We start from the raw sequence: 26,345 nt of genomic DNA, 5'->3' as shown, positions 1-26,345 counted from the left end.
ATCTAAGAATCTAAGAATCTAAGAATCTAAGAATCTAAGAATCTAAGAATCTAAGAATCTAAGAATCTAAGAATCTAAGAATCTAAGAATCTAACTGATGGCTATCAGGGCTCAACAATCTAAAGTCAATAATCTAAAATCTAAAATTCTAAATGGGTGCTTTTGTAATTAGTAAAAGATTTAATGATGAATATAAATTTGTTTTTACTTCCAGAAAAGGAAAAATCATCTTTACAAGTTTGAGTTATGAATTGAAGTTCGAATGTGAAGAAGATGTTGAAAAATTTAAATTGAGTATAGATCAGGCAAGGTTTTTAAAATTTAAAGGTTCCGGAGGGAAATATTTTTTTAAGCTGATGTTGGGAGAACTTCATTTTGCAACAAGCCGTAAATACACGACAGAGTTGCTTTTGCAGAAAGGAATCAAGGAAATTGTTACTTATGCTGCAAGGTCGGAGATTTTGGATTTCTCGTCCAGTGATTCGATTTTTGAAGATGAGGTAGTCGATGAGGAAGTGTTAGAATAAAAAAAAAGCGTTTTGAAATTTTCAAAACGCTTTTTTTTATGGATTTTATGCAAAATAAAATTTTAACATAAAAAAAAACCATCTCAAGGATGGTTTTAAAATTTTTAGAACTTAGGTTCTAATTATTTTTTTACTTCTTCTACTTTAGCAGCAGCAGAATCAACTTTAGCAGCAGCAGAGTCAACAGTTGCGGCAGCAGAATCAACTACAGCAGCAGCAGAATCAACAGTAACAGCAGTAGAATCTACAGCGTCAGTAGCTGGAGCATCAGCTTTTTTACAAGATACAACAGTTAAAACAGCAACAACAGCTAAACTTAAAAATACTTTTTTCATCTTACTTTATTATAAAAGGTTAATTATTAATTCGTGGCAAAGATATAAATTTTTTAATATGTAAAATATTTTTTTATTTTTTTTTTAAAATATTTTCATTGCTCACGAATATCTTAGTTATCAAATAATATGCCAAAATACTAAAATTATGTTATATTATTGTATTTTTTGTATAAATTATTTTTCATTGAATATTCAATAAGAAAATTAGCTTTTTTGATTCTCTTACCAATGGTTTGTTTTGCTTTTTATTGATTATTCTGCAGGCTTTAAAGGTGCAAATAAGCTCTTTTGAGCGACTTTTTTATAATTTACGACTCAAAACCTGTCATTTGATATTTCGAGTTGTTAAAAAACGATTTTCATAATGCTGTCTGTAGCTCCCGTATTGTCCTGAATAAACGACTTGCATATTTGAGATTTTTCTTTAAAAAACTTTTCATCTGAAAGTAAGCGATCGAGATTTTGTTTGAGTTCCTCTTTGTTGTTAATTACAATGCAGCCTCGAAGTTTTACCAGCGCTGTAGCTTCTGCAAAATGGGAATAATTTGGGCCAATTATAATCGGGATTCCAAAAGTAGCAGGTTCTAAAATATTATGAATTCCCGGATTTCCAAATCCCCCTCCAACGTAGGCTATCGTTCCGTAACTATAGATCTTGGTCAGTAAACCAACGGTGTCGATAATAAAGACCTGGTAGTCTGATAAATCAGCGTTTCCTTTTTCGGAAAATAAAATGCTTGATTTTGTGATTTGAGATTTAAGACTTGCAATTTGATCTCCTTTTATGTTATGCGGTGCAATAATGAATTTTACATTCTCCGGAGCGTGATTGATATATTCGGCTAATAGTGCTTCGTCTTTTGGCCAGGAACTGCCGATAACAATTGTGGTTTGGTTGTTTTTGAAGTTTTCAATAAAATCCAGTGTATTGTCTCTTTCCAAGATTGCATTGACACGGTCGAAACGGGTATCGCCGGAAACAATTACATTGTGGAAACCAATAGCTTCTATTTTTTGTTTTGAACTTTCGTTTTGAACAAAGAAATAAGTGAAAGTTTTTAGTGCTTTTCGGTAAAATCCGCCATACCATTTAAAGAACATCTGGTTTTCCCTGAAAATTCCGGAAATTAAAAAAGTGGGTGTTTCGTTTTTTTTGAGCTCTCCCAAATAGTTAAGCCAAAATTCATATTTAATGAAGAACGCCAATTCCGGATGTGCTAATTTCAAAAACCGTTTAGCATTGCTTTTAGTGTCCAAAGGCAGGTACAAAGTGACATCTGCAACGGTATTGTTTTTACGCACTTCGTATCCGGAAGGGGAAAAAAAAGTAACAATGATTTTATGTAAAGGATATTTTTCTTTGATTTTTTCGATAACCGGTAAACCTTGTTCGTATTCTCCAAGGGAAGCAGCATGAAACCAGATGGTTTTGTCTGTGGGTTTTATTCTTTCTTCCAAAATGGTAAAAACATCTTTCCTTCCGTTGATAAAGAGCTTGATTTTCGTACTAAACAGTGCGATAATTTTCAGAAAAAAGGCAGCAAGATAAACGGCTAAATTGTATAGAAAAAGCATGGGTGTAATTTTGGTGCTAAAATACGTTTCTTTCGATTATTTTCATTGTTTGAAGGTATTAAATAACTATTTTTGTTCTTCGTTTTGAAGATTGAATTCCGAAAACAAATCTTAAGTTTTAAAATAAAGAAAGATAAATGAAAAAAATTCAAATGGTTGACTTAAAGAGTCAATACGAAAAAATAAAAACAACCGTTGACGCTTCAATTCAGGAAGTTTTAGATACAAATACTTATATAAACGGGCCATTGGTTCATCAGTTTCAAAAAAATCTTGAAAATTATTTAGGAGCAAAAAATGTAATTCCGTGTGCCAATGGTACAGATGCCTTACAGATTGCAATGATGGGACTGGATTTAAAGCCTGGTGATGAGGTTATTACTGCTGATTTTACATTTGCAGCAACTGTAGAAGTAATTGCTTTGCTGCAATTAACTCCGGTTTTAGTCGACGTTGATGTTACAAATATGAATATTGACATTGAAGCGATAAAAAAAGCAATCACACCAAAAACAAAAGCAATTGTTCCGGTACATTTATTTGGTCGTGCAGCTAATATGGATGCGATTATGGAAATTGCCGCGGAGCATAATTTATATGTGATTGAAGATAATGCGCAGGCAATAGGGGCTGATTATGTTTCTAAATCAGGGACAAAAAGCAAGGTAGGAGTTATTGGTCATGTGGCTGCAACTTCATTTTTTCCCTCTAAAAACTTAGGTTGTTATGGAGATGGCGGAGCAATTTTCACCAATGATGATAAACTGGCTCATATTATCCGTGGCATCGTGAATCACGGAATGTACGAACGCTACCATCACGATGTAGTAGGGGTAAATTCACGTTTGGACAGTATTCAGGCAGGAGTTTTGAATGCAAAATTACCTTTGCTGGATGAATATAATACGGCACGTCGTTTAGCTGCAACAAAATATAACGCAGCTTTTGCGGGTCATAAAAATATAATTACACCGGAATTTGATGCCAATGCAAATGATCACGTTTTTCATCAATATGTGCTAAGGATTGTTGATGCGGATCGTAATGCGTTAATGCAGCATTTGTTGGATAAAGCAATCCCGTGTGCTATTTATTATCCAATTCCACTGCATTCACAAAAGGCTTATGCTGATGTTCGTTACAAAGAAGAACAATTTCCTGTAACCAATCAATTGGTAAAAGAAGTAATTGCTTTGCCCATGCATACTGAGCTTGATGATGAGCAGATTAAATTTATTACAGACAGTGTAATTGAATTTTTAAAATAAATAAAACTAAAATATTAGCCATAAAACAACCACAAAATGAAAGTATTAGTAACAGGAGGATTAGGATTTATCGGTTCGCATACTGTAGTCGAATTGCAAAATGAAGGCTTTGAAGTTGTGATAATTGATGATCTTTCTAATTCTTCGGAAGATGTTTTAAAAGGAATTGAGAAAATTACAGGAAAACTGCCACTGTTTGAAAAAATAGATTTAAGAGAAAAAACAGCAGTTCAGGATTTTTTTAAAAAACATAACGATGTTACCGGGGTTATTCATTTTGCGGCTTCGAAAGCAGTTGGCGAAAGTGTTGAAAATCCATTGCTATATTATGAAAACAACATTGGTACTTTAGTGTATTTGTTACAGCAATTGCAGCAAAAACCAGAGGCAAGTTTCATTTTTAGTTCATCCTGCACGGTTTACGGCCAGGCTGAAAAAATGCCAATTACAGAAGATGCTCCGGTTCAGGCAGCCATGTCTCCTTACGGAAATACAAAGCAGATCGGGGAGGAAATTATAACAGATACCGCTAAAGTGACTAATATTAGTGCTATTTTATTGCGCTATTTTAATCCGGTTGGAGCGCATTCAAGTACGGAAATTGGAGAATTACCATTAGGAGTTCCTCAAAATCTGGTTCCTTTTATTACGCAAACCGGAATGGGATTGCGTAAGGAATTATCAGTTTTTGGGAATGACTATCCAACGCCGGATGGAACTGCAGTCCGTGATTATATTCATGTTGTAGATTTGGCAAAAGCACACGTTATTGCTTTGCAGCGTTTGTTCAATAAAAAGAATCTGGCTAAAGTCGAGACTTTTAATCTGGGAACGGGAAAAGGAAGTTCTGTTCTTGAGGTCATCAACAGTTTTGAAAAAGTAAGTAATACCAAATTACCCTATAAAATTATGCCACGCCGGGAAGGAGATATCACTGAAGCGTATGCTAATACCGATAAAGCTAATGATGTTTTGGGCTGGAAAGCACAATTAACATTAGATGAAGCAATGGCAAGCGCCTGGAAATGGGAACAAAAAGTACGATCGTAAAGACTCACAGCAGTGCATCTTTACTGCAAACAAAAAATCCCGAATTATAGTAGTATAGTTTGGGATTTTTTATTTAAAAAAGGAATTTAATTATCATGAAACAAAGTTTAGATTATAAATTAATTTTTGCCTTAGCAGCTGTTGGCATCATTTGGGGAACCACATTTTTAGGAATTAGGGTTGCGGTAGAAACAATTCCGCCCTGGTTTGTAACTTCTATACGCCAGGGATTGGCAGGACTGATAGTAATGACTATTTTGTTGTTTAAAAAAGAACTGAAATGGATTGGCTGGAAAAATTTAAAATACCAACTCGTTCCGTCTGTACTAATGATTGTTATTGCTAACGGATTTACAACTATTGCGGAGCAGAGTTTACCAAGCGGATTAGCATCTGTAATAAGTGCCATGTCACCCATACTTATTTTTATTGGCAGTATTTTGTTCGGACTGCAAAAAGCAAGCTTAAAAGGATTTGTAGGAGTAATTATCGGATTTTCGGGCGTTATTTTTATATTTAAAGACGGACTTAGTTCCTTTTTGGATGAGGATTATAAAATTGGAGTATTATTTATGATTTTGGCCATTTTGGCCTGGGCAGCCGGGACGATTTATACAAAAACGCATGCCTATAAATCTAATAATATTGCACTCAATTTATTTTATCAATTTACAATGGCTTCTTGTATTCAGCTTGTTTTAGCTTTTATCTTTTCACCAAATCCGGATTTGAGTTCATGGAGTTCAAGAAGTATTTTTGCTTCTTTGTATTTATCTGTTTTTGGATCTGTGATTGCGTTTTTCTGTTATAATTATGCTTTAAAACGTGTTACGGCAGTACAGGTTTCTATCCTGTCTTATGTAAATACAATTATAGCTGTTTTTCTAGGCTGGTTGCTTTTAAATGAAAAAATTACAGTTGATTTCATCATTGCAACGATACTTATTATTTTAGGCGTTTTTATTATTAATTATAAAAAGAAAGAAAAGAATCTCCTTTAGACACGAACAACAGTATATATTGCGGCTTCAAAAGAAATTCCAAATGATCAGGATGGACTATTTGGAATTTTTTGATTTAACGAAATTGTTGTAAATTCGTTATCTAAAGAATGGGATTATGAATGAGAAGAATGAAAATCAGAAAAAGAATAAGGCAGAAGAACCTGCGGTAGAATACGAAGTTCAGAAACCAAAATTGAAGGGAATTGATCCTGATACTTTTGATTTTGATGCTGAATTTGCAAAAGGATTAACGCCAGAGCAGGCAAAAGCAGAGTCAATTAGAAGAATAAGAGAATGGTGGGGGAAATAGAAGTTATCTTTACATCAGACATTATTCGATATCTTGATGATTTGGTGATTACATTATATAAAAAAGAATATTTTAGTTTTATTGAATCTGCAGAAGAATATGTTTCTAAGATTTACGATGCTGTTCCGGAAAGGATTAAAAAAACACCTCACAAGAAAACTTCGGAAAAACTCCTATATCTGGGTTCAAATTATATTTTTTATAAAGCCAATGCCAAAACGACCTGGTACATATTCTTTGAAAAGAGAAACCAAAATTATCTGATTACCGGAATTATAAATAATTATTGCAAAGAAGCTAAGGAACTATAAAAATAAACCCTCATAATGAAAATTTATGAGGGTTTATTTTTATATAGCTTTTCAACTGAAAACTAAAAACTGCGACTGATTACTAAAATTTAAGCATTAGCCGTAACAGCTTCCTTATCAATTTTATTAATCAAACCGGCTAAAACTTTTCCGGGTCCTACTTCAGTAAACAAAGTTGCGCCATCAGCGATCATTTGTTGTACAGACTGTGTCCATTTTACCGGAGCAGTCAATTGTATAATTAAGTTCTTTTTGATTTCGTTGGCATCAGAAACCGCGCTTGCAGTTACGTTTTGATACACCGGGCAAACAGGAGCTGAAAAAGTTGTTGCTTCAATCGCAGCAGCCAGTTCTTCCCTTGCAGGCTCCATCATTGGCGAGTGAAAAGCTCCTCCAACAGGTAAAATCAAAGCACGTTTTGCTCCGGCAGCTTTCATCGCTTCGCAAGCTTTTTCAACAGCAGTAGTTTCTCCGGAAATCACCAATTGTCCCGGACAGTTATAATTTGCAGCAACGACAACTCCATCAATAGAAGCACAAACTTCTTCAACAATATTATCTGCAAGGCCCAAAACGGCAGCCATTGTAGACGGAGTAATTTCACAAGCTTTTTGCATGGCTAAAGCACGTTGGGAAACTAATTTAAGACCATCTTCAAAAGATAAAGTTCCGTTAGCAACCAATGCTGAAAATTCTCCTAAAGAATGCCCCGCCACCATTTCCGGTTTAAAATCTTCGCCTAAAGTTTTGGCTAAAATAACCGAATGTAAAAAAACGGCCGGCTGTGTAACTTTTGTTTCTTTCAGTTCTTCGGCAGTGCCTTCAAACATAATATCTGTAATTCTAAAACCTAAAATTTCATTGGCTTTTTTGAATAATTCTTTGGCTAAAGCCGATGTTTCATATAAGTCTTTGCCCATTCCTGTAAATTGTGCGCCCTGACCCGGAAATACGTATGCTTTCATTTGTCTAATTTAAGATTGAATTTTTTTGAATTGAAAAATTAGTTTCAATTGAAAGGCAAAAATAACACTTTTTTTAGCTTGTATAATCCTTAAACATATAAATCCACACTAATCTTGAAAATCGGAGATTGAAAGAAGTACATAAAGTAATGACCACCGCAATAATCGGAATGATTCTCAGGTCGAAATTTCTTTCAAAGAAAAACTGAGCGATACAATAGGTTGCAATGCCCTGAGCGACTGTTAATCCGTAATTTACATACATGGCACCAAAGAAATAACCGGGCTCTTTTTGAAACTTGTAATTACAATGACTGCAGTATTCGTTCATTTTTGGAAAGCCGAAATTCAGAAAAATATTCTTGTCTTTAAAAACTTTTCCTTTATGACAATTCGGACATTCATTTTTCAAAATATGGACTAGTGTATTTGACATGACTTTGTTATTTTTTATTTATACAAAGGTATTTTACAATCCATTAAAAGTCTTTTTTATATCTTCGCTACTTATAGCACAATAAAGACATTTGTTATGAAGAAATACCCAATTTATACTGTTCAGAATTTTAGTTGCAATGATATTCATCGTGATTTCTACGTCAATATTTTTAAGGAGCATTTAAAAAGCCACAGTTTTATCGAAGAACCGCATCGGCATGATTCATATTTAATGGTATTTTTTACGAATGGGTCGGGGCAGCATGAAGTAGATTTTGATCAATTCGAAATTAAAAAAGGGAGTCTGTTCGTTTTGCAGCCCGGACAAATGCATCATTGGAGTTTGTCTGAAGATATTGAAGGTTTTGTGGTTATCTTTTCGCAGGAGCTTTATAATCTGTATTTTGGACAGAAAAATATCAATGAGTATAATTTTTATCATTCCATTCACAATCGGCCGGAAATGGTTTTTGAAGAAAAAGAAATTCCGAAGATCCTGCCTTATTTTGATTTACTAATTCACGAAAACAATCAGGATGGTAAATATCAGCTGGATAAAATGCTGAATTTATTAGACTGTATTCATATCGAAATTGCCCGTAAGTATGGAGAAACCTATTCTCATCAGACACATTCCTATAATATAAAGATCAGCGCATTTGAAGTTCTTTTAGAAAAACAGTTTAAAACTCAAAAACTGCCTTCATTTTATGCAGAACAATTGCACATCACCTTAAAACATCTGAATAGAATTTGTAACGAAATTTTACAAAAAACAGCCACAGAGGTAATTATGGATCGTGTAATTCTCGAAATAAAAAGAATGCTTGCCGACAAACAATTAGCCATAAATGAAGTTGCGTATGCCGTTGGTTACGAAGATTATTCGTATTTCTCCAGAGTTTTCAAAAAACAAACCGGATTATCACCAACTGAATTTAGAAATAGGACTATTCGCTAAAGGTTTTTTTGCCACAAATTGCACGAATTTAGACAAATTATTTTTTACTTTTTAGACGTAAAAATTAGCGCAATTCGCGGCAAACTAAAAAAACAAAAGCCTGCACTTTCTAAAAAGTGCAGGCTTTTAAAACCAACCAAATTAAAACCTAATATTCTGATTATGCTTGTTTCGCAAATTGTAATTCTATGTTCAGTTTTACTTCTTCTCCAACTAAAACACCACCGGTTTCAAGAGCAGAGTTCCAGTTTAATCCCCAGTCTTTACGGTTAATTTTCCCTTCAATGCTTAATCCAACTTTTGTATTTCCCCATGGATCAGTCATGATTCCGCTGAAGTCTACCGGAAAAGTTACTGATTTAGAAACACCTTTAATCGTTAAGTCTCCGGTGATTTCATAATCTCCGGCGTCAATTTTTTTGAATGAAGAAGATTTGAAAGTTAATTTAGGATTGTTTTCAGCGTCAAAAAAATCAGCGCTTCTTAAATGACCGTCTCTGTCTGCATTTGCGGTATCGATAGAAGCGATATCACCTGAAAATTCGATTGCAGCGTTTTCGAAGTCATTATCTTCTGTCGTAATTGTTGCATCGTAAGTTCCAAATTTTCCTGAAACATTTGTAAACATCATGTGTTTAACTTTAAAACCAATTTCTGAATGTGTTGGGTCAATTGCCCATTTTGTAGTTGCCATAATTTTATTTTTTAAATAATAATAATTTCATTTTGATAGGACAAAGTTACGTCGGGAGTAATCGAAAGACACTTAACCTAGATTAAGAAATGAAAAACTGTTAATTTGATCCTTATTTTTTTTGCTGCAGATTTACGGATTAAGAATGGTTTTTTGTTTCCCGCAGATTTTGCAGATTGGGCAGATCTATTTGTTAGAGTGCGTTTATAAATGATCTGCGCATGCTGCTTATTTTTCTAAAAAAATCTATCTAAACAAGGAATAAAATCCGCTGAATCTGCAAAATCTGCGAGAGACCTTTTTTTGCCTGCTTTTAGATTTAAAGTCTTCTATTGTCCACTTAAGATAATTTGTGAAATATGTAAGAAAAAAAACGATAACAATCTGATAAACAGATTTATTATCGTTTCCTGAAAAAAAAAGTATGTGTTGTTTATGAATTAATAGTTCATCGGAATATCCATCAATAAAAATTCAGCATCAGTAGTTGCTTTGATATTTAAAGTATCAGTTCCTGAAATTCCAACAGCATCACGAGTGTTTAACTCCTGACCGTTGATTGTTACATTTCCTTTTAAAACGAAAGCGTAAACGCCGTTTCCTTCTTTTTTGATTTTGTATTCTGTTGCAATTCCGGCATCAAAATTCCCCATGTTGAACCAGGCGTCCTGATGAATCCAAACCCCTTCATCGTCTGCATTTGGAGATAAGATTTGAGACAGTTTATTGTGTCTGTCGGATACATTCAGAGTAATTTGCTGGTAACGTGGTGCTACGTTTCTTTTGTTTGGAAACAGCCAGATTTGCAATAATTTAGTTTGCTGATCAGCATTTGGATTAAACTCACTATGTTGAACTCCAGTTCCGGCACTCATAACCTGAATATCACCATTTTTGATGATTTCAGTATTTCCCATGCTGTCTTTGTGGGCTAAATCGCCTTCTAACGGAATGGTAATGATTTCCATATTATCGTGAGGATGCGTGCCGAAACCCATTCCTCCCGCAATTGTGTCATCATTCAAAACGCGAAGTGCTCCAAACTGAATTCTGTCCGGGTTGTACCAGCTTGCAAAACTAAAACTGTGATAAGCGTTAAGCCATCCGTGATTTGCATTTCCTCTTGTTTCCGCTTTATGTAATACTATATTTTCCATGATGATAAGTGTTTTGTTATTTTAATAGTACAAATTTACGATCAACATGCATGAAATGCACTTAACCTAGATTAAGAAAAAAAGGTTCTGAGGTTCATAGTTGCAAAGGTTCAAAGGTACAGAGGTTCAACTGCGTGAATAAGGCTATTATAGTCTAAAAATCTAACAATCCAGGAAATTCAACAATCTAAAAAGTCTAAAGATCTAAGAAGTCTAACAATCTAGCTGTATTGCGAGATATATTGCTGTACAACTGCATCGGTATTTTCGTGACGTTTTTTCTTTTCCAGTGCAATTGGAAGTGCGGCTCTTTCCAGACAATCCTTTACGTCGCAGGTTTCGCAGGTAACACCCACAATTCGTTTTACGAGCGGCTTTCCTTCGATGAATTTGAATTTCTTTTTCATTGTCGGATTGATTAAAATTCCAACTGAAATACTGCGGATATTATTGTTTACAAAAGGATCTTTTGTAGCCGATGAAAAAACCAGATATTCATTTCCACTATGTACATAACTGGAAATCTGAGCATCAAAAAAGTGTGATTTGTTTTGCCTGATGGCTTCATCTATGGTTTTTACTGAAACCCATCTTCTGCAATAATGCTCGTTGGTTTCGTTTGCATGAGGTTCCTGCTGATTGGTAATGTGTAGTTCTTTTTTGATTTGATACACGTCAGAACCAATTCTGTGAGACATTCTTAAAAAGAATAAGTTTTTCAAATGAAAATCTTTGGGCAGCAAATTGGTCAGTCTCTGATAAAAGGATTCGGGAGAAACTTCGAAACTTTCGATCAGAGCGACAAATTCTTCCGGATTTGGCTTTTCATTATGTAAGAAGTCATTGATTTTGCCCACTACCAATTGTCTTGGTAATAATAAAGCGCCGGCAAAATAAGAAGCGTAAAAATTATGCAGGACCTGATCGAAGTTTTCAAATTTGATCCAGCTAAAAGTCAGCAAACGATCGGATATTTTTAAATAATTGTAGGCGATTTCTTTGGCGAGAATAAAAGCTTTCTGTGGATTGTCGATTTCTGTTGAAAGCAGTAAAGTCCTGCTTTTCGGAACATAAATAGATCGTAAATCTTCCAAAGCTTCCTGATCTGTAAAAGCGATTTCTTTTATCGTGTAATCAAATTCCTCTGTAAGAATGGCCTCCAGTTCTTCAATCGTGATTTTAGAATCCAAATTAATCTGGAATGATTTTGAAAAAGCAATCACTTTATCTTCAAGATCTTCAAAATAATTGCTGTGGGCCTCCTGGTAAGATCTTAAGGCAGCCAGAAAAAAACTTTCCCTGCTAAGATTATAATGCTGCGCAATTTCAATTATAGTACTGATAAAGGCATTGACTTTGGCGGGAGCATTGGCAATAATATCTATTAAATCCGCTTCCTGAATGCCGAAAAGCTCTAACGGAATCTCTTTTAAAATTCCGGATTTTAAAATTTCTCCAATCGGAGCAAGGTTGTTATCAAGTTTTAAAGAAACCATTTGGTCGTAAGTAACGTCCAGATGTTCGCACAAAAGCAAAATTTTATCTGTTTTTGGATATTTTTTACCCTTTTCAATTTCGTTTAAGTACGATTTTGAAAGATTTGTCAATTTGGCTAAGCCAAAAAGAGAAAGATTTTTTTGTGTTCTGACTTGCTTGAGTTTTAGCCCAAAGATCAGCTTTATATAGTCTTTTTCGATATCCATAAATCAAATATAGCAATTAAAAAAAAACAATCGCCAAAAAATTATTTTAAATATTTAGCGAACGTTCGCTTGTTTTGTAAAAAACTTTTACCTAACATTGTACTGTGAAACTGATTAGCTATTTGTTCGCTATTGTTAAAAGTGTTTTTAAAAAGGCAGAAATAGCAAATACGAAGGTATCTGATTAATGAAAAATAAAATTTGCAGCTATGAAAAACCAATTAGAGATTACCGACACGGCAATGGAATTTTTAGCCGAAAAGAACCTTTCTTATCCGGAGATCTGGACAGAAGAAGCGATTGTTTTTATAACCGCCTTACATCGAAAATTCGAATCGCAGCGAAAATTGTTGCTGGGGCAACGCAATCAAAAACAAGTTTTGTTTGATAAGGGTGTCATGCCATCTTTTCCTTCAGAAACCAAAACCGTCAGAGAAAGTAATTGGATGGCTGGAGAAATTCCGAAGGATTTGTTGGATCGAAGAGTAGAGATTACCGGACCGGTTGATCGTAAAATGATCATCAATGCTCTTAATTCGGGTGCGAAAACGTTTATGGCTGATTTTGAAGACAGTACTTCTCCGACCTGGCAAAATTTAATGGAGGGACAGCTGAATTTAATTGATGCTGTAAAAAAGACAATTTCTTATACAGATGCCGCTAAAAACAAAAGTTATCAGCTAAATGAAAGAATCGCGACATTGATTGTTCGTCCACGAGGATTGCATTTAACAGAAAAGCATCTTTTAATAGAAGGAAAGGAAGTTTCAGGTTCTTTGGTAGATTTTGGATTGTATGTTTTTCATAATCATAAACAATTATTAGAGAATAATTCGGGACCATATTTCTACATTCCAAAATTAGAGCATTATCTGGAAGCGCGCTGGTGGAATACAGTACTTGATTTTACCGAAGATTATTTGAAATTAGAAAGAGGCACTATCAAAGTGACGGTTTTAATTGAAACCATAACCTCAAGTTTTCAGCTGGATGAGATTATTTACGAATTGAAAGAGCATATTGTTGGCTTGAATTGCGGGCGTTGGGATTATATTTTCTCCTACATCAAAAAATTCCGCAAGAACCCGAAATTCATCGTGCCGGATCGCGATCAGGTAAACATGACTTCGCCTTTTATGAATGCATATTCCAATTTAGTGATTCAGAGATGTCATAAACGAGGAATTCATGCGATAGGCGGAATGGCCGCTCAAATTCCGATTAAGAATAATGAAGAGGCCAATGCTGTTGCTTTCGCCAAAGTAAAAACCGATAAAGAACGCGAAGTTCGAAACGGTCACGACGGAACCTGGGTGGCACATCCGGATTTGGTTGCAATAGCCAAAGAAATTTTTGATAAAGGAATGCCAACTCCAAATCAAATTCACATTAAAAGAGAACATCGCAAAATTACGGAAGCAGATTTGATAGAACCACCAATCGGAATCATAACGGAAAACGGCGTTCGTAAAAACATCAATGTAGGGGTTTTGTATCTGGCTTCGTGGCTGAACGGACAAGGTGCAGCGGCATTGCATAATTTGATGGAAGATGCAGCAACTGCCGAAATTTCGAGATCGCAATTGTGGCAATGGCTTCAGAATAAAGTGATTTTGGACAATGACAAACAGCTGAATGTGGCCTATTATCACGAATTGGCATTAGATGAATTCGATAAAATTAAAACGGAATTAGGAGAAGAGAATTACGAGAAAAGACAATTTCCTCTGGCTGAAAAAGTATTGGAAAGATTGGTTGTAAATACCGATTTTATTGACTTTTTAACTATTCCGTGTTACAAATATTTATAAAAAAGTATACCGATCAATACTTTTTTGAGTCTCAGTTGAAAACTGAAAACTGCGACCGAAAACTATTTACTTACTAACCAACTTAACTATATTATTTATGAAAACAACAGAAGACAGAATTCAGGAATTGATTAACGATTGGATCACGAACCCAAGATGGAAAGGTGTTGAACGTCCTTACACGGCTACAGAAGTGGTTACGCTTCAGGGTTCTTATAAAATTGAGCACTCTATTGCCAAAATGGGAGCGGAGAAATTATGGAGAAAGTTAAAAAGTCAGGATTATGTTGCTGGTTTGGGCGCTTTAACAGGAAATCAGGCGATTCAGGAAGTCGATGCCGGATTAGAAGCGATTTATTTAAGTGGCTGGCAGGTTGCGGCCGACGCAAATCTGGCAGGAGAAATGTATCCGGATCAATCCCTTTATCCGGTAAACAGTGTGCCGATGGTGGTTAAAAAAATTAATAGTGCTTTATTGCGAGCTGATCAGATTCAGGTGGTAAATGAAGTTGAAGATAAAAAAGATTATCTGGTTCCGATTGTGGCTGATGCCGAAGCTGGTTTTGGCGGAAATCTAAATGCTTTCGAATTAATGAAATCGATGATTGAAGCCGGGGCTTCAGGGGTTCATTTTGAAGATCAGTTAAGTTCTGCTAAGAAATGCGGACATTTAGGAGGGAAGGTTTTGGTGCCGACTCAGGAAGCAATCAATAAACTGATTGCAGCACGTTTGGCCGCAGATGTAATGGGGGTTTCAACTTTAATTGTAGCAAGAACCGATGCTGACGCTGCTAATTTACTGACCAGCGATGCTGATCCAAGAGATGCAAAATTTATTACAGGCGAAAAAACCAATGAAGGGTTCTTTTATGTAAACAGCGGTATCGATCAGGGAATTGCCAGAGGTTTGAGTTATGCACCATATGCCGATTTGATCTGGATGGAAACCAGTAATCCTGATCTGGTTTATGCTAAAAAGTTTGCCGATGCCATGAAAAAAGAATTTCCGGATAAAATGCTGGCCTACAATTGTTCACCTTCTTTTAACTGGGCTGCAAAATTATCAGTGGCTGAAATGGAAACATTCAGAGAGGATCTGGCTGCGATGGGGTATAAATTCCAGTTCATCACTCTGGCAGGATTCCATGCTTTAAATACGAGTATGTTCGAATTGTCAAAAGCGTATAAAGAGCGTGGTATGGCGGGTTACTCTGAATTACAGGAAAGAGAATTCGCGCTACAGAAAAACGGATTCCGAGCGGTTAAACACCAGGCTTTTGTAGGGACTTCTTATTTTGATGCCGTTCAGAATACGGTAACCATAGGAAAATCAACCACAACAGCAATGAAACATTCTACGGAGGTGGAGCAATTTTAATTCAATAAAAAACACGGCTGTTTAGCCGTGTTTTTTTTTGCCACAGATTTCACGGATTAAAAGGATTAAAAAAATGTTGCCACGAATTACACGAATTTTCACGAAGCAAAGCAATTAAAAAAAAATTGTGAAAATTCGTGTAATTCGTGGCGAACAAAAAAAATCTGTTTAATCCGTGAAATCTGTGGCAAAAAAAAATTATTTTTTCAAAAGCCTGGCTTTCATTTTGCTGAAAAATTCAGGCGTAACACCAATAAAAGAAGCGATTTGTTTTTGAGGGACTTTATGAACCAGTGTTCCGTATTTGGTACAGAATTTCTCAAATCGCTCTTCTGCAGGCAAGCTCAAATTGTCCATTAAGCGCTGTTGATTGGCCACTAATGAATTTTCGATTAGAATCCTGAAAAAACGTTCTAATTTTGGAATTTCAAGGTATAATTGTTCCTGATTTTCTTTCGATAGTGAAACCACTTCCGCCTCTTCTAAAACTTCTATGAAAAGCTGTCCGGGCTTTTGTGAAAAGAAACTGTACATATCACTCATCCACCATCCGGGACATGAAAATGCCAGAACATGTTCGACAATATTATCGTTGATATTAAAGCTTCTTAAAATTCCGGAATTGACAAAATACGAATGTTTGCATACCTCACCGGCATTTAGTAAAATGGTTTTGGCTTTATAGATTTTTGTCTCTGTTCTGGATAAAAATAGTGCTTGTTCTTCAGGTGTCAGCGAAACGTGTTTTGCTATGTTTTCAAGAATTAACTCCATTATTTTTGTTTTACCAAAGTGAATGATGTGGCTTTGAAACGATTGTTTTCTACTTTTCCGGTAACTTCGGCTTTGCGGATCGCATTACAGAAACCGTCTTTTGCATGCGCATCACCATGTTCATCAATAGTAGTTCCGTCCACAAAATAAGCTTTTCCATCAATTCGAACGGCTAAATTACAGCCATTGCCTTTCATCCCAAATTGACATTCGCCACAAGCGGTTTCAACGATCTGAGGTTTCTCGGTTGTTTTTTTATCCTGAGCCTGAGTGGCAATTCCGATAAACAGGAATAACATAAATAATACTTTTTTCATCTTTTAAGAATTTACGGTGATTAGTTTTGAAGTTGCTTTGGCACGTTCTGTGACTTCTTCAATTGGAGTTGCCAATGAATCATGACTTAAAACAACGCCCATTCGGCGATACGGTCTTGAAGTTGGTTTTCCAAAAATCCTGAAATCGGTTTTTGGTAATGCCGCTACTTTTTCGATTCCGGTAAAGGTTGGATTAGCAGAATCTTCGGATGCTAAAATTACGGCACTTGCTCCGGCTTTTTCGAGTATGATTTCGAAAATCGGTAAGCTTAAAATCGCACGCAAATGCAATTCGAATTCATTAAAGTTCTGGGTTCCGGCTAAAGTAACCATTCCGGTATCGTGCGGACGTGGTGAAAGTTCAGAGAAATAAACACCTTCATCAGTCAGGAAAAATTCAACGCCAAAAAGGCCGGCGCCTCCAAGCGCTTCGGTGATTTTTTCCGCCATATCCTGCGCTTCATATAAATCTTTGTCTGAAACTTTTGCGGGCTGCCAGCTTTCCTGATAATCGCCGCGCTCTTGTCTGTGTCCGATTGGAGCGCAAAAAAGCGTTGGATTGTTATTTTGGGTAATGGTTAAAAGTGTAATTTCTGAATTGAAATCTACAAAAGCTTCTACAATAACTTCAATAACATCGCCACGGGAACCTGCAACGGCATATTGCCATGCTTTTTCGATATCGCTTTCGGTTTTTATTGTCGATTGTCCTTTTCCGGAAGAAGACATTAATGGTTTTACGACACACGGAATTCCAACTTCCTGAACGGCTTTTTGTAACTCTTCAGCGGAAGTTGCGTATTGGTATTTCGCTGTTTTAAGTCCAAGTTCTTTTGACGCTAAATCACGAATGGCTTTACGATTCATGGTAAAGTTGGCGGCTTTGGAAGAAGGAACTACGGTAATGCCTTGCTTTTCGTAGTCGTAAAAACGTTCGGTGCGAATGGCTTCTATTTCGGGAACGATAAAATCGGGTTGGTGTTTGGCTACAATCCGGTCAAGTGCTTCGCCATCCAGCATGTTGATGACTTCAAATCCGTGAGCGACCTGCATGGCCGGAGCATTTTCGTAACTGTCAACAGCGATTATGGTTTGTCCGATTCGTTGTGCGGCAATGACAAATTCTTTGCCTAATTCGCCTGAACCGAGGAGGAGTATTTTCATTTTGGAGTTTTGTAATGTTGGAGTAGTAAAAGTAGCGAAAAATGTTTTTAACCGCAATGTTCGCAAAGATTTACGCTAAGAACGCAAAGTTTTTGATATTAAGTTAAAAGAAAAGGTTCGCAAAGATTTTAAAATAATCTTTGCGAACCTTGCGTATTGCTTTGCGCTCTTTGCGGTTAAAATCCTAATAAAAATGATCTTCTTCTATTTCAAATTCAGCATCTTTTTCCCAGATTTCCATTTCGCAGGGTTTGCAGTTGAATTTTAGTTTGTATTCAAGCTCGCCTTGTTTTAAAACCAATGGTTCTTTTACTTTAACGCCCATAATATCTTTTTGGTGTATCGGACATTTTTTCAATTCGTATTTGATACAATATTTTGTTGTCATTACACGGGATTTTCCGGGGTCCCATTGCAATTCAAATGCTTTTTCGATTTCGGTAACGCCGTGACGTTCGTAGAATTTACGAGCTGTTTTGTTCGAAACATTGTACATGAAATCTAACTTCGTTTCCGGATAAGGATGCGAGGTTTTTACTAACTGATGTTCTTCACGTTTGTAATTGGCCAAACGAATTTCTGATAATTGTTCGTAAACGGTTCTTCTCATTTCGTTGATTTTAGAAATAGGAAGGAACCAGTTTTCAGAGAACATTACATTTATTTCATCGGCACTGTAAGGTGTAAAACCGGTTTTTGCCAATTGAACCTTGATGTTTTCTTCAATCGATTCGTTGTTTTTGGTTCTTTCTTTGGCATGTGCAAGTTTTACAATACTAACATTTTCGTCTTCATCTGTCGCGATTAATTCAAAACCTTCTTCATTTTCTGTAAGCAGCAGCGTAGTGCCAATTTTTCTGATCGCACTGTCTTCTCTTTCTACAATTTTGATAAAAGCAGCGTCGTTATTGCGATAAATAAAGGTTCCGTCTTTTACTTCTTTTAAAACGTTTGGATAAATTTTACCGTTCTCCGCTTTGTTTACATAAATTCCGTCTGCTTCGTTATTTTCGTTGATAAAACAAAGTCCGTCGCCGTTGTTTAATAATTCGCCATTTTCGATTTCGTAAGCATTTCCCACGGTTCGGATTAATTTACCAATATATTGTCCTTTTGATTTTGGGCTTTCCCAGGAACCAATACTGTTATTTCTATCGTTTACGAAATAATCGGTATAACCACGGTTAAAAGTTCTGTTTAAAGTAGAGTCAAAAGTAAAAGTACATTTTCCGGAAGAAGCTTTGGTATATTTATCGCTTCCTTCTAAATAACTGTCTAATTTCTGACGCAGATAAGATACATTATTTTTTACATAAACGATATCTTTCAGACGTCCTTCAATTTTAAAAGAAACAATTCCGGCTTCAATCAAATTTGGAATCTGATCAGAAACATCTAAATCTTTAATCGAAAGTAAGTGACTATTTTTGATTAAAGTTTCTCCGTTTCCGTCGATTAAGTTATAAGGTAAACGGCAGTTTTGAGCACAAGAACCACGATTGGCGCTTCTTTCTCCGTTAGCCACACTCATGTAACAGTTTCCGCTGAAGGATACACATAAGGCTCCGGTTACGAAAAATTCCAGTTCAACATCTGCTTCGTCGTAGATTTCTTTTATTTGATGTAAGTTCAATTCGCGTGCTAAAACCACCCGTTTGATTCCGGCATCTTTAAGGAATTTGATTTTGTCGGCATCGCGATTATTGGCTTGTGTACTGGCGTGAAGAACAATAGGAGGTAATTCCATTTCCATGATCGCCATATCCTGAATAATCAGGGCATCAACACCGATATCATACAATTCGTATATCATTTGACGACAGGTTTCCAATTCATTGTCGTACAAAATAGTATTCATTACTACAAAAACCTGAGCATTAAATAAGTGCGCATATTTGACCAAAGCCGCAACATCTTCAATCGAGTTGGTGGCATTTGAGCGGGCTCCAAATTGTGGGGCACCAATATAAACAGCATCGGCACCACTATTTATGGCGGCCATTCCCTGGATTAAATCTTTAGCAGGAGCTAATATTTCGATCTTCTTCTTCATTTCTAAAACTTTAGGCTTTTGTGGTATTCACGGAAAAAAGTGTGCAAAGTTCTTATAAATAATTCGGGATTACTAATGCTGAAGTGACTTTTTTTGAAATAGTTAAGTAATATGGAATGATGATGGTTAATCTTTTTTAATTTATTGATGTAACTTATTAAATTCGTTTCTTTCTTCATTTGAAAAATAAAATTTAAATCCGGTTTGTTTTATTTTTATATCAAAATCTCGTTTGATTGAAAAACTGGTTTCAAAAACTGTTGCAAATAAGATTTCAACACCCAATAATAGTACTGCAATTACGTAAATGAACCTTAGTAGGTTTCTTTTTATTTTGATTTCAGATATATATATGTTTATCAAAAATAATATTGTCGATAAAAAGGCAAAATAAAAAAGAAAATCAATTAAGAGTTCCATTATAAAATATTGTTCTGCCATAGAAGTATAAAATGCGGGAGATTTATAAATTAGTGGGAATCCATACATAACACCGTCAGTTCCATCTACAACATCAGCAATCCACCATTTTGTAAAAAGAATAAATGTGATGATGCTTAATGGTAAGGCTAAATTTAATATTACTTTTTTGTTTGTCATTTTTTAAGTCAAACGTATAGTTGAGATTTTACAGTAAATTAATCTAAGGGAAAAGTATATCCTACAGCAAATACCCCGGATGATTGTTTAGCTGCCGGATGAAAGTAGCCCGAAACAGCAATTTCAAAATTATTCCTTCGACCAATGGCTAATCCAACATTAAAAGGAATATGCAATAAGATATCGCTTTTGTTAAAATTAACTGCGGGTGTAATGGTTTCGAATTTACCTATTGACGTACCGATACCTCCTTCAATAAAAGGTGCTACCCAAGGAATTGGCGCACACAGACGAAGTTTTCCTCCAAGTAAAAAGGCATTGGTTGTTACTTTGTATTGCGGTTGATTTTGTAAATTTTGATTTTTATCAACGGATGTAAATATGGCTCCTGCGTAAGGACGTAAACTAAGCCATGATTTTATTCCAATGATATATTCTCCCTGAAAATATAAACCACCTCCCATGACATCTATTTCATCCTGACTGCCGTAATTTTCAATGTAATAAGAACTACTTGAGCCAAAACCTATTGACGCTTTTATGGCATTACCCGTTGCCTGGGCTTTTGTTTGGTTAGGAAATAGAATTGTAAGAAGGGTGCAAATAAAAATACTGCGTAAAGTTAATGCCATAAAATTTAGTTTTTATTTTAGAAATTGGTTGCGACGAAAATAAGATTTATTTTTCAGTTTTGGCCAAAAACAAAAAAACTACCCAGTTTAATAAACCGGATAGTTTCATTCTCAAAAAATAGTGTCAATTATTAAGACAATCTTTTCGCTTTAATTTTCGTCAAAGTATTCTCGATACTGTTCAATTGTTTTGAAACAATAGCAATCTGACTAGCTTCAAGTTCATTTTTCGCCAAAGCAGATTTATATTTATCGATTGCTGCTTCTTCCCCCGTTACACAAGCATTGATGATCGCTTCTGTATCACCACTTGTGAAAGAGGATTTAATATCAATCCAGGCACGGTGTATTGCTCCTAACGGACCTCCACCTGCTGTATCAGTTGATTTTCCCAGTTTGTTGATTTCGTCTTGTATTTCTACAATAAACAACGCGCGTTCGCGGGCATATTCTAAAAAGTCGGTTTTAATTGCCGGACTGTCTACATGTTCTGCAGCATTGGTATATCCTAGTTTTCCGTCTTCCAGAATTGAAATTAATCCTTCTAATGTACTAACTGCTTCTTTTGTGGTTTCATCTGTATGTATCATGATCAATAATTTTTAATTAATGTATATTACAAAGTTTGGGTTTTATGAAGCGTTATGTCTTACAGAATTTTGGATGTTATTTATAATATTGTAGAATGGGAATTTTGAAAGTGAGTATTTGTTTTGAAAATAAAATTTCCGTGTTTACCGATTTGGGTTAGGGATAGAAGCGGTATCCTTTTATGAAGAGCAACGAAATAAAAGATATAGCGGATAGCCCGGCCGAAGGCAACCCCATAAAAAAGCCTTAGGATTTCCTAAGGCTTTTGGTGTATAAAACAGAAGTTTGAATTATGCCAAAGCTTCTTTGATTCTTTTTAATGCTTCTTTTAAGATATCGTCGCTTGTGGCGTAAGAGAAACGAATACAATCCGGATTTCCGAAAGCATCTCCGGTTACTGTTGCTACGTTGGCTTCAGCTAAAAGATACATCGAAACATCGTTTGCATTTTTAATTTCAGTACCTCTTAATGTTTTTCCGAAGAAAGAAGAGACGTCAGGAAAAACGTAAAATGCGCCTTCCGGAACGTTGATTTTTACACCTGGAATTTCTTTTAACAGTCCAACCACTAAATCTCTGCGCGTGTGGAAAGCCTGAACCATGTGATTCAATACACTTGGATCGGCATCTACAGCCGTAATTGTAGCGCGTTGTGCCACCGAGTTTGCTCCTGAAGTTACTTGTCCCTGAATTTTTGTACATGCTTTAGCGATAAATTCCGGAGCTCCAATATAACCAATTCTGTATCCTGTCATGGCGAATGCTTTTGCCACTCCGTTTACAGTGATTGTTCTTTCTAACATTCCCGGGATTGAACCGATGCTGCAGAAAGTTCCTGAAAAATTGATGTGCTCGTAGATTTCGTCAGCCACTACATATATATTTGGGTGTTTTTCTAAAACTTTTGCCAAAGCGGTTAGCTCTTCTCTGCTGTAAACAGATCCGGATGGATTACAAGGAGAACTGAACCACATCATTTTTGTTTTTGGTGTGATGGCTGCTTCCAGTTGTTCCGGAGTAATTTTGAAATCAGTATCTACAGACGTTGGAACTTCAACAGGAACTCCGCCGGAAAGTTTTACAATTTCGAAGTAAGAAACCCAGTAAGGTGCCGGTAAAATTACCTCGTCACCATCATTTAACATTACCTGCGCAATGTTGTATAAGGATTGTTTTGCTCCCGTAGAAACTACGATTTGACTTGGTTTGTATTCTAAATTATTATCTCTTTTGAATTTTCTGCAAATTGCTTCTCTTAATTCTAAATAACCTTCTACCGGTGAATAGGTACTGTAATTTTCATCGACTGCTTTTTTAACAGCTTCCTTAATAAAGTCAGGAGTATTAAAATCTGGTTCGCCTAAACTTAAACTGATGATGTCTTTTCCCTGTGCTTTTAATTCGCGTGCTAAGGCAGCCATTGCTAAGGTTTGCGAAGTCGCTAAGTTGTTGATTCTGTCCGAAAGAATATGATTCATTATAAAAATTTTGAATGTCCTTAATTATCTACGCTAACTAAGGAAGGTTAATTATTAATAGATTTTTTTGGTTTATACGGATAATTCAGGTTTCATTCCAAGTTCTTTCAAATGCTTGTAATGTGCAAGAACAGCTCCTCTCATGGTTTTAAATTCATAATAAGGCAGGTTGCATTCTTTTGCAGTCTGTTTTACAATTTCAGCAATTTTAGTGTAGTGAACGTGACTGATATGTGGGAAAATATGGTGCTCAATCTGATGATTTAAACCACCGGTAAACCAATTGACAATTTTGTTTTTAGGAGCAAAATTGGCAGTGGTGTACAATTGGTGAATTGCCCAGGTGTTTTCCATTTCCCCTTCTTCATTCGGAATCGGATTTGAAGTTTCTTCGACTACGTGTGCCAATTGAAACACGATACTTAAAATTAATCCTGCAGTGTAATGCATTACGAAAAACCCAATAACCACTTTCCACCATGTTACGCCTAAAAGCATTGGCAAAGCCATCCAGATCAAAACGTATATTATTTTAGTGATTACTAAAACCGTCCATAGCTTAGCAGGACTCTGAGGTGTTCCGTATGATAATTTTCTTCTCAGATAGTTTTTCATTTGCTTGAAATCGGTTGTTAGCGCCCAATTGAAAGTCAATAATCCGTATAAGAAAAAAGAATAATAATGTTGAAATTTATGAAAACGATGCCATTCTGCATTTTTTGTAAAACGAATAATTCTTCCCGCATCCAGATCTTCATCATGACCGTGAATATTAGTATAAGTATGGTGTAGTACATTGTGTTGTACTTGCCAGTTGTGTACGTTTCCGGCTAAAATATAAATACTTCCTCCCATGATTTTGTTAATCCATGATTTAGAAGAGTATGAACCGTGATTTCCGTCGTGCATCACATTCATTCCAATTCCGGCCATTCCGATTCCCATAAGAATGTTTAATAACAATTGTGCCCAGAAAGGCATGTCAAGTGTTAGTATCAAAAAGTACGGGGTCAGAAAAATGGCAAAAAGAATAATGGCTTTTAAATGCAGCTTCCAGTTTCCGGTTTTCTGAATGTTATTCTCTTTGAAGTAATTGTTTACTCGTGAGTTAAGGGTTCTGAAGAACTTCAGATTGTCTTGCTTGGCAAATGTTGGCGCAGTGTTATTCATAATTGTTTTAAATAGGTCTCAAAGGTAATTATTATAAATTTTCAATTTGCAAAATTGAGTTAAATATTTCAATCGTAAAGTATTACTTTTGTTAAAAAATTAGAGCAATGGACGAGATTCTGAAATATTTTCCTGATTTGACCGATATTCAAATCGAACAATTTCAAAAATTAGACTTTTTATACCACGATTGGAATGAAAAAATCAATGTTATATCCCGTAAAGATATTGATGCCTTATATACAAAACACATCTTGCATTCACTTGGAATCGCAAAAATCATGAAATTTGAACCGGGAGCAACTGTTTTGGATGTTGGAACCGGAGGAGGATTTCCCGGTATTCCGTTAGCCATTCTTTTTCCGGAAACGCGTTTTTACCTGATTGATGTAATTGCCAAAAAAATAAAAGTAGTTCAGGGTGTTGTTGATGCCTTAGAATTGAAAAATGTAAAGGCCGAACAAAAGCGTGCTGAATTGGTAAAAGGTGATTTTGATTTTATTGTAAGCCGTGCCGTAACCAATATGCCTGATTTTGTTTCGTGGATTAAGGATAAAATCAAAAAACAGCACAAGCATACGTTGAAAAACGGAATTCTATATCTTAAAGGTGGAGATTTGACAGAAGAATTAAAAGATTTTCCAAAAGCTACTTTATACGATCTGTCTACCATCTTTGAAGACGAATTTTTCGAAACCAAAAAAGTAGTGCATTTGCCTTTGAAGTTTACTATTTAGGTATTCTCTGGACTATAAAATCTGAAAGATTTAATGAATTAAAAAGCCGAATTTGATTTCAAATTCGGCTTTTACTATTATGTATTAAGAATTGACTTTCAATAAAAAATCTTTTTCGATTTTGAAATTAAAAGACTCAACGTAATAGTTAAATCCAGTCCTTTTAACGATTGTTTATTAAAAATATTTAATTAGCTTTTAGTTCCTTGAATTGCTCAGTATACATATCTTTTACTTCCACTTCGGTATTGTCTTTTAATCTGCGTATTTTATAAGATATTGGGGCTGATGATGAAACTAAATCTGAAGGAGTAGGAGCTTTTAAAAATTCTACAAAACTATTATAATCGGTTACTTTTCCACCTAAAGCTAATGGACCTCCAACAATCATTATTTTTATTTTATTTTGTGCAAATAATTTTTTAAACTCTTCAGAGTAGTTCAGATCCAGACCAATATCTACAACTTTTAAGGCCACCCCGACAGATGCTTTTACCATTGTATTATTATAAGACTCATTTTTAGTTGTCTCAATTAGTATGTAAGCAACCCTTCCATAATCTACATTACTTACATATACAGGTTCGTGTGTTCCAAAATTGTTAGCGCTAATATCTCCATCAATCCAATCGGTGTAATATTTTGGATCGATAGTCATGCTGTACAAACGTTGTCTGACTTTTACCATTACATAAGATTTGGTATTGGTTGAGCCACTATTTTGACTATAGCCGAAATTAGCTTTCACTAAACCTCCCAACACATTTACATTTAAATGCGCATCAAGTGCTTTTTTAAAACTGTCTTCAGTTGTTATTTCATCACTTTGATATTCATAATAAGTGGGAATAGAGGTATAATCAATTAAATTTTTATTTTTACTTATAAGACCGTTAATAACAGTGTTTACTTCACTGGGAGTTGGCAAAGAGTTAGCACTAATTGATAAATCCCCTCTTAAAGACATAGATAAAGTGACTGGTTTAAATGCATTTTTTAGGACAAGAGGATCATAAGTTGCATTTATAAAACTTGAGCCGCGCAAGATACTTCCCGGGTAGATAACGTCTAAATTTGCTTCGTTTATAATAGAAAGCGGTGATAGAGTTGTTTGTTTTTCTACAGTAGTAAGGTATACATACTCATTGTTTCCTGTAGTAGGGTTTAATTCTTGCACTCCTGTTTTTTTTGAGCTGATCGTTTTGTCCGGTTTAGTTGCAAAAGTTACCGGTTGCAAAGAGTTTAAATTGCTCTCTGTGCTGTCTTTACTGTTCTCATTGCTGCAAGCAGTAAATAAAGTTGAACCAATCGCCAATGCTAAAACTATTGTGTGTTTCAT

At 35.4% G+C, this 26,345-nt stretch carries 27 protein-coding genes; 10 read left to right on the top strand and 17 right to left on the bottom strand.

The genetic code is table 11. The annotated features are described in order from the left end of the window. Window positions 1-152 precede the first annotated feature (152 nt). Window positions 153-527 carry a DUF1508 domain-containing protein gene (locus tag EV142_RS20860; protein WP_132037777.1) on the top strand — a complete coding sequence of 125 codons (375 nt, stop codon included), beginning with the start codon at window positions 153-155 and terminating at the stop codon, window positions 525-527. 122 nt (window positions 528-649) lie between these two features. On the opposite strand, the gene EV142_RS20855 is transcribed toward EV142_RS20860, so the two are convergent. Both EV142_RS20855 and EV142_RS20850 read right to left on the bottom strand, forming a co-directional pair. Continuing rightward, window positions 650-862, bottom strand: coding sequence for a PG1828 family lipoprotein (locus tag EV142_RS20855; protein ID WP_132037776.1), 213 nt, complete (start codon window positions 860-862; stop codon window positions 650-652). A 348-nt stretch (window positions 863-1,210) separates the two neighbouring features. Further along, window positions 1,211-2,440, bottom strand: coding sequence for a 3-deoxy-D-manno-octulosonic acid transferase (locus EV142_RS20850; RefSeq protein WP_132037775.1), 1,230 nt, complete (start codon window positions 2,438-2,440; stop codon window positions 1,211-1,213). A gap of 137 nt (window positions 2,441-2,577) precedes the next feature. Here EV142_RS20850 and EV142_RS20845 point away from each other — a divergent pair, with 137 nt between their 5' ends. The 5 genes from EV142_RS20845 (at window position 2,578) to EV142_RS20825 (ending at window position 6,383) form a co-directional block, all read left to right on the top strand. After that, a complete protein-coding gene (locus EV142_RS20845; protein WP_132037774.1) occupies window positions 2,578-3,708 on the top strand; it encodes a DegT/DnrJ/EryC1/StrS family aminotransferase in 1,131 nt (376 codons plus the stop codon). Between the two features lie 36 nt (window positions 3,709-3,744). Beyond that, window positions 3,745-4,758: a UDP-glucose 4-epimerase GalE gene (gene galE, locus EV142_RS20840; protein WP_132037773.1), complete on the top strand. Its 1,014-nt coding sequence runs from the start codon at window positions 3,745-3,747 to the stop codon at window positions 4,756-4,758. 95 nt (window positions 4,759-4,853) lie between these two features. Continuing rightward, the gene (locus EV142_RS20835; RefSeq protein WP_132037772.1) at window positions 4,854-5,759 is read left to right on the top strand and encodes a DMT family transporter; all 906 of its coding nucleotides are present in this window, start codon (window positions 4,854-4,856) and stop codon (window positions 5,757-5,759) included. A gap of 118 nt (window positions 5,760-5,877) precedes the next feature. Next, complete coding sequence (locus EV142_RS20830) at window positions 5,878-6,072, top strand: hypothetical protein (protein ID WP_132037771.1); 195 nt, start codon at window positions 5,878-5,880, stop codon at window positions 6,070-6,072. After that, window positions 6,057-6,383 carry a hypothetical protein gene (locus EV142_RS20825; RefSeq protein WP_132037770.1) on the top strand — a complete coding sequence of 109 codons (327 nt, stop codon included), beginning with the start codon at window positions 6,057-6,059 and terminating at the stop codon, window positions 6,381-6,383. Before EV142_RS20830 ends, EV142_RS20825 begins: the two co-directional genes overlap by 16 nt. An 89-nt stretch (window positions 6,384-6,472) precedes the next feature. Here EV142_RS20825 and fabD read toward each other — a convergent pair whose 3' ends face one another. After that, the gene (fabD, locus tag EV142_RS20820; RefSeq protein ID WP_132037769.1) at window positions 6,473-7,348 is read right to left on the bottom strand and encodes an ACP S-malonyltransferase; all 876 of its coding nucleotides are present in this window, start codon (window positions 7,346-7,348) and stop codon (window positions 6,473-6,475) included. Between the two features lie 73 nt (window positions 7,349-7,421). After that, entirely contained in the window at window positions 7,422-7,784 is a 363-nt protein-coding gene (locus EV142_RS20815; protein WP_132037768.1) for a DUF983 domain-containing protein, read from the bottom strand. Between the two features lie 96 nt (window positions 7,785-7,880). Between EV142_RS20815 and EV142_RS20810 the strand changes: the two genes are divergently transcribed. Next, window positions 7,881-8,747 (top strand): AraC family transcriptional regulator, encoded by an 867-nt coding sequence (locus EV142_RS20810; protein ID WP_132037767.1) that lies wholly within the window; start codon window positions 7,881-7,883, stop codon window positions 8,745-8,747. A 160-nt stretch (window positions 8,748-8,907) separates the two neighbouring features. Here EV142_RS20810 and EV142_RS20805 read toward each other — a convergent pair whose 3' ends face one another. The 3 genes from EV142_RS20805 to EV142_RS20795 all read right to left on the bottom strand — a co-directional run bounded on the left by EV142_RS20805 (window position 8,908) and on the right by EV142_RS20795 (window position 12,301). Next, window positions 8,908-9,441 (bottom strand): YceI family protein, encoded by a 534-nt coding sequence (locus tag EV142_RS20805; protein ID WP_132037766.1) that lies wholly within the window; start codon window positions 9,439-9,441, stop codon window positions 8,908-8,910. Window positions 9,442-9,881: 440 nt separating this feature from the next. Then, complete coding sequence (locus EV142_RS20800; RefSeq protein ID WP_132037765.1) at window positions 9,882-10,598, bottom strand: pirin family protein; 717 nt, start codon at window positions 10,596-10,598, stop codon at window positions 9,882-9,884. Window positions 10,599-10,819: 221 nt separating this feature from the next. Continuing rightward, window positions 10,820-12,301: a helix-turn-helix domain-containing protein gene (locus tag EV142_RS20795; protein ID WP_132037764.1), complete on the bottom strand. Its 1,482-nt coding sequence runs from the start codon at window positions 12,299-12,301 to the stop codon at window positions 10,820-10,822. Window positions 12,302-12,510: 209 nt separating this feature from the next. Here EV142_RS20795 and aceB point away from each other — a divergent pair, with 209 nt between their 5' ends. Together aceB and aceA are read left to right on the top strand one after the other, a co-directional pair. After that, window positions 12,511-14,112 (top strand): malate synthase A, encoded by a 1,602-nt coding sequence (gene aceB / locus EV142_RS20790; RefSeq protein ID WP_132037763.1) that lies wholly within the window; start codon window positions 12,511-12,513, stop codon window positions 14,110-14,112. A gap of 97 nt (window positions 14,113-14,209) precedes the next feature. Then, window positions 14,210-15,490, top strand: a complete 1,281-nt coding sequence (aceA, locus tag EV142_RS20785; protein WP_132037762.1) for an isocitrate lyase — start codon at window positions 14,210-14,212, stop codon at window positions 15,488-15,490. Between the two features lie 198 nt (window positions 15,491-15,688). Here aceA and EV142_RS20780 read toward each other — a convergent pair whose 3' ends face one another. The 9 genes from EV142_RS20780 to EV142_RS20740 all read right to left on the bottom strand — a co-directional run bounded on the left by EV142_RS20780 (window position 15,689) and on the right by EV142_RS20740 (window position 24,269). Beyond that, entirely contained in the window at window positions 15,689-16,264 is a 576-nt protein-coding gene (locus EV142_RS20780) for a Crp/Fnr family transcriptional regulator (RefSeq protein ID WP_132037761.1), read from the bottom strand. Beyond that, window positions 16,264-16,581, bottom strand: a complete 318-nt coding sequence (locus tag EV142_RS20775; protein WP_132037760.1) for a DUF6370 family protein — start codon at window positions 16,579-16,581, stop codon at window positions 16,264-16,266. Before EV142_RS20775 ends, EV142_RS20780 begins: the two co-directional genes overlap by 1 nt. Before the next feature lie 3 nt (window positions 16,582-16,584). Then, complete coding sequence (gene purT, locus EV142_RS20770; RefSeq protein ID WP_132037759.1) at window positions 16,585-17,745, bottom strand: formate-dependent phosphoribosylglycinamide formyltransferase; 1,161 nt, start codon at window positions 17,743-17,745, stop codon at window positions 16,585-16,587. 184 nt (window positions 17,746-17,929) lie between these two features. Beyond that, window positions 17,930-19,798: a peptidase U32 family protein gene (locus tag EV142_RS20765; protein ID WP_132037758.1), complete on the bottom strand. Its 1,869-nt coding sequence runs from the start codon at window positions 19,796-19,798 to the stop codon at window positions 17,930-17,932. A gap of 141 nt (window positions 19,799-19,939) precedes the next feature. Continuing rightward, the gene (locus EV142_RS20760) at window positions 19,940-20,398 is read right to left on the bottom strand and encodes a hypothetical protein (RefSeq protein ID WP_132037757.1); all 459 of its coding nucleotides are present in this window, start codon (window positions 20,396-20,398) and stop codon (window positions 19,940-19,942) included. 38 nt (window positions 20,399-20,436) lie between these two features. Next, entirely contained in the window at window positions 20,437-21,030 is a 594-nt protein-coding gene (locus EV142_RS20755; RefSeq protein ID WP_132037756.1) for a hypothetical protein, read from the bottom strand. Between the two features lie 131 nt (window positions 21,031-21,161). After that, window positions 21,162-21,620 carry a ferritin-like domain-containing protein gene (locus tag EV142_RS20750; protein ID WP_132037755.1) on the bottom strand — a complete coding sequence of 153 codons (459 nt, stop codon included), beginning with the start codon at window positions 21,618-21,620 and terminating at the stop codon, window positions 21,162-21,164. A 291-nt stretch (window positions 21,621-21,911) separates the two neighbouring features. Beyond that, the gene (locus EV142_RS20745; protein ID WP_127339343.1) at window positions 21,912-23,099 is read right to left on the bottom strand and encodes a pyridoxal phosphate-dependent aminotransferase; all 1,188 of its coding nucleotides are present in this window, start codon (window positions 23,097-23,099) and stop codon (window positions 21,912-21,914) included. A gap of 72 nt (window positions 23,100-23,171) precedes the next feature. Continuing rightward, window positions 23,172-24,269 carry a fatty acid desaturase family protein gene (locus EV142_RS20740; protein ID WP_132037754.1) on the bottom strand — a complete coding sequence of 366 codons (1,098 nt, stop codon included), beginning with the start codon at window positions 24,267-24,269 and terminating at the stop codon, window positions 23,172-23,174. 107 nt (window positions 24,270-24,376) lie between these two features. On the opposite strand from EV142_RS20740, the gene rsmG reads away from it, so the two are divergent. Further along, window positions 24,377-25,006 carry a 16S rRNA (guanine(527)-N(7))-methyltransferase RsmG gene (gene rsmG, locus EV142_RS20735; protein ID WP_132037753.1) on the top strand — a complete coding sequence of 210 codons (630 nt, stop codon included), beginning with the start codon at window positions 24,377-24,379 and terminating at the stop codon, window positions 25,004-25,006. 187 nt (window positions 25,007-25,193) lie between these two features. Here rsmG and EV142_RS20730 read toward each other — a convergent pair whose 3' ends face one another. Continuing rightward, a complete protein-coding gene (locus tag EV142_RS20730; protein WP_158286357.1) occupies window positions 25,194-26,345 on the bottom strand; it encodes a thiol-activated cytolysin family protein in 1,152 nt (383 codons plus the stop codon).

The sequence above is a fragment of the Flavobacterium circumlabens genome (assembly GCF_004345565.1).
GTDB classification, from domain to species: Bacteria; Bacteroidota; Bacteroidia; order Flavobacteriales; family Flavobacteriaceae; genus Flavobacterium; species Flavobacterium circumlabens.
Note: the sequence above shows the minus strand (reverse complement) of the source record. Positions and strands in the feature narration are given on the sequence as shown.

Bases quoted from the DNA above. Each gene is read 5' to 3' on its own strand.
- EV142_RS20805 (WP_132037766.1), bottom strand. From the start codon at position 9,441: ATGGCAACTACAAAATGGGCAATTGACCCAACACATTCAGAAATTGGT.
- aceA (WP_132037762.1), top strand. From the start codon at position 14,210: ATGAAAACAACAGAAGACAGAATTCAGGAATTGATTAACGATTGGATC.
- purT (WP_132037759.1), bottom strand. From the start codon at position 17,745: ATGAAAATACTCCTCCTCGGTTCAGGCGAATTAGGCAAAGAATTTGTC.
- EV142_RS20745 (WP_127339343.1), bottom strand. From the start codon at position 23,099: ATGAATCATATTCTTTCGGACAGAATCAACAACTTAGCGACTTCGCAA.
- EV142_RS20780 (WP_132037761.1), bottom strand. From the start codon at position 16,264: ATGGAGTTAATTCTTGAAAACATAGCAAAACACGTTTCGCTGACACCT.
- EV142_RS20845 (WP_132037774.1), top strand. From the start codon at position 2,578: ATGAAAAAAATTCAAATGGTTGACTTAAAGAGTCAATACGAAAAAATA.
- EV142_RS20775 (WP_132037760.1), bottom strand. From the start codon at position 16,581: ATGAAAAAAGTATTATTTATGTTATTCCTGTTTATCGGAATTGCCACT.
- EV142_RS20795 (WP_132037764.1), bottom strand. From the start codon at position 12,301: ATGGATATCGAAAAAGACTATATAAAGCTGATCTTTGGGCTAAAACTC.
- EV142_RS20860 (WP_132037777.1), top strand. From the start codon at position 153: ATGGGTGCTTTTGTAATTAGTAAAAGATTTAATGATGAATATAAATTT.
- EV142_RS20760 (WP_132037757.1), bottom strand. From the start codon at position 20,398: ATGACAAACAAAAAAGTAATATTAAATTTAGCCTTACCATTAAGCATC.
- EV142_RS20765 (WP_132037758.1), bottom strand. From the start codon at position 19,798: ATGAAGAAGAAGATCGAAATATTAGCTCCTGCTAAAGATTTAATCCAG.
- EV142_RS20835 (WP_132037772.1), top strand. From the start codon at position 4,854: ATGAAACAAAGTTTAGATTATAAATTAATTTTTGCCTTAGCAGCTGTT.
- EV142_RS20730 (WP_158286357.1), bottom strand. From the start codon at position 26,345: ATGAAACACACAATAGTTTTAGCATTGGCGATTGGTTCAACTTTATTT.
- EV142_RS20815 (WP_132037768.1), bottom strand. From the start codon at position 7,784: ATGTCAAATACACTAGTCCATATTTTGAAAAATGAATGTCCGAATTGT.
- EV142_RS20800 (WP_132037765.1), bottom strand. From the start codon at position 10,598: ATGGAAAATATAGTATTACATAAAGCGGAAACAAGAGGAAATGCAAAT.
- EV142_RS20740 (WP_132037754.1), bottom strand. From the start codon at position 24,269: ATGAATAACACTGCGCCAACATTTGCCAAGCAAGACAATCTGAAGTTC.
- EV142_RS20755 (WP_132037756.1), bottom strand. From the start codon at position 21,030: ATGGCATTAACTTTACGCAGTATTTTTATTTGCACCCTTCTTACAATT.
- aceB (WP_132037763.1), top strand. From the start codon at position 12,511: ATGAAAAACCAATTAGAGATTACCGACACGGCAATGGAATTTTTAGCC.
- fabD (WP_132037769.1), bottom strand. From the start codon at position 7,348: ATGAAAGCATACGTATTTCCGGGTCAGGGCGCACAATTTACAGGAATG.
- EV142_RS20810 (WP_132037767.1), top strand. From the start codon at position 7,881: ATGAAGAAATACCCAATTTATACTGTTCAGAATTTTAGTTGCAATGAT.
- EV142_RS20750 (WP_132037755.1), bottom strand. From the start codon at position 21,620: ATGATACATACAGATGAAACCACAAAAGAAGCAGTTAGTACATTAGAA.
- EV142_RS20830 (WP_132037771.1), top strand. From the start codon at position 5,878: ATGAATGAGAAGAATGAAAATCAGAAAAAGAATAAGGCAGAAGAACCT.
- rsmG (WP_132037753.1), top strand. From the start codon at position 24,377: ATGGACGAGATTCTGAAATATTTTCCTGATTTGACCGATATTCAAATC.
- galE (WP_132037773.1), top strand. From the start codon at position 3,745: ATGAAAGTATTAGTAACAGGAGGATTAGGATTTATCGGTTCGCATACT.
- EV142_RS20855 (WP_132037776.1), bottom strand. From the start codon at position 862: ATGAAAAAAGTATTTTTAAGTTTAGCTGTTGTTGCTGTTTTAACTGTT.
- EV142_RS20825 (WP_132037770.1), top strand. From the start codon at position 6,057: ATGGTGGGGGAAATAGAAGTTATCTTTACATCAGACATTATTCGATAT.
- EV142_RS20850 (WP_132037775.1), bottom strand. From the start codon at position 2,440: ATGCTTTTTCTATACAATTTAGCCGTTTATCTTGCTGCCTTTTTTCTG.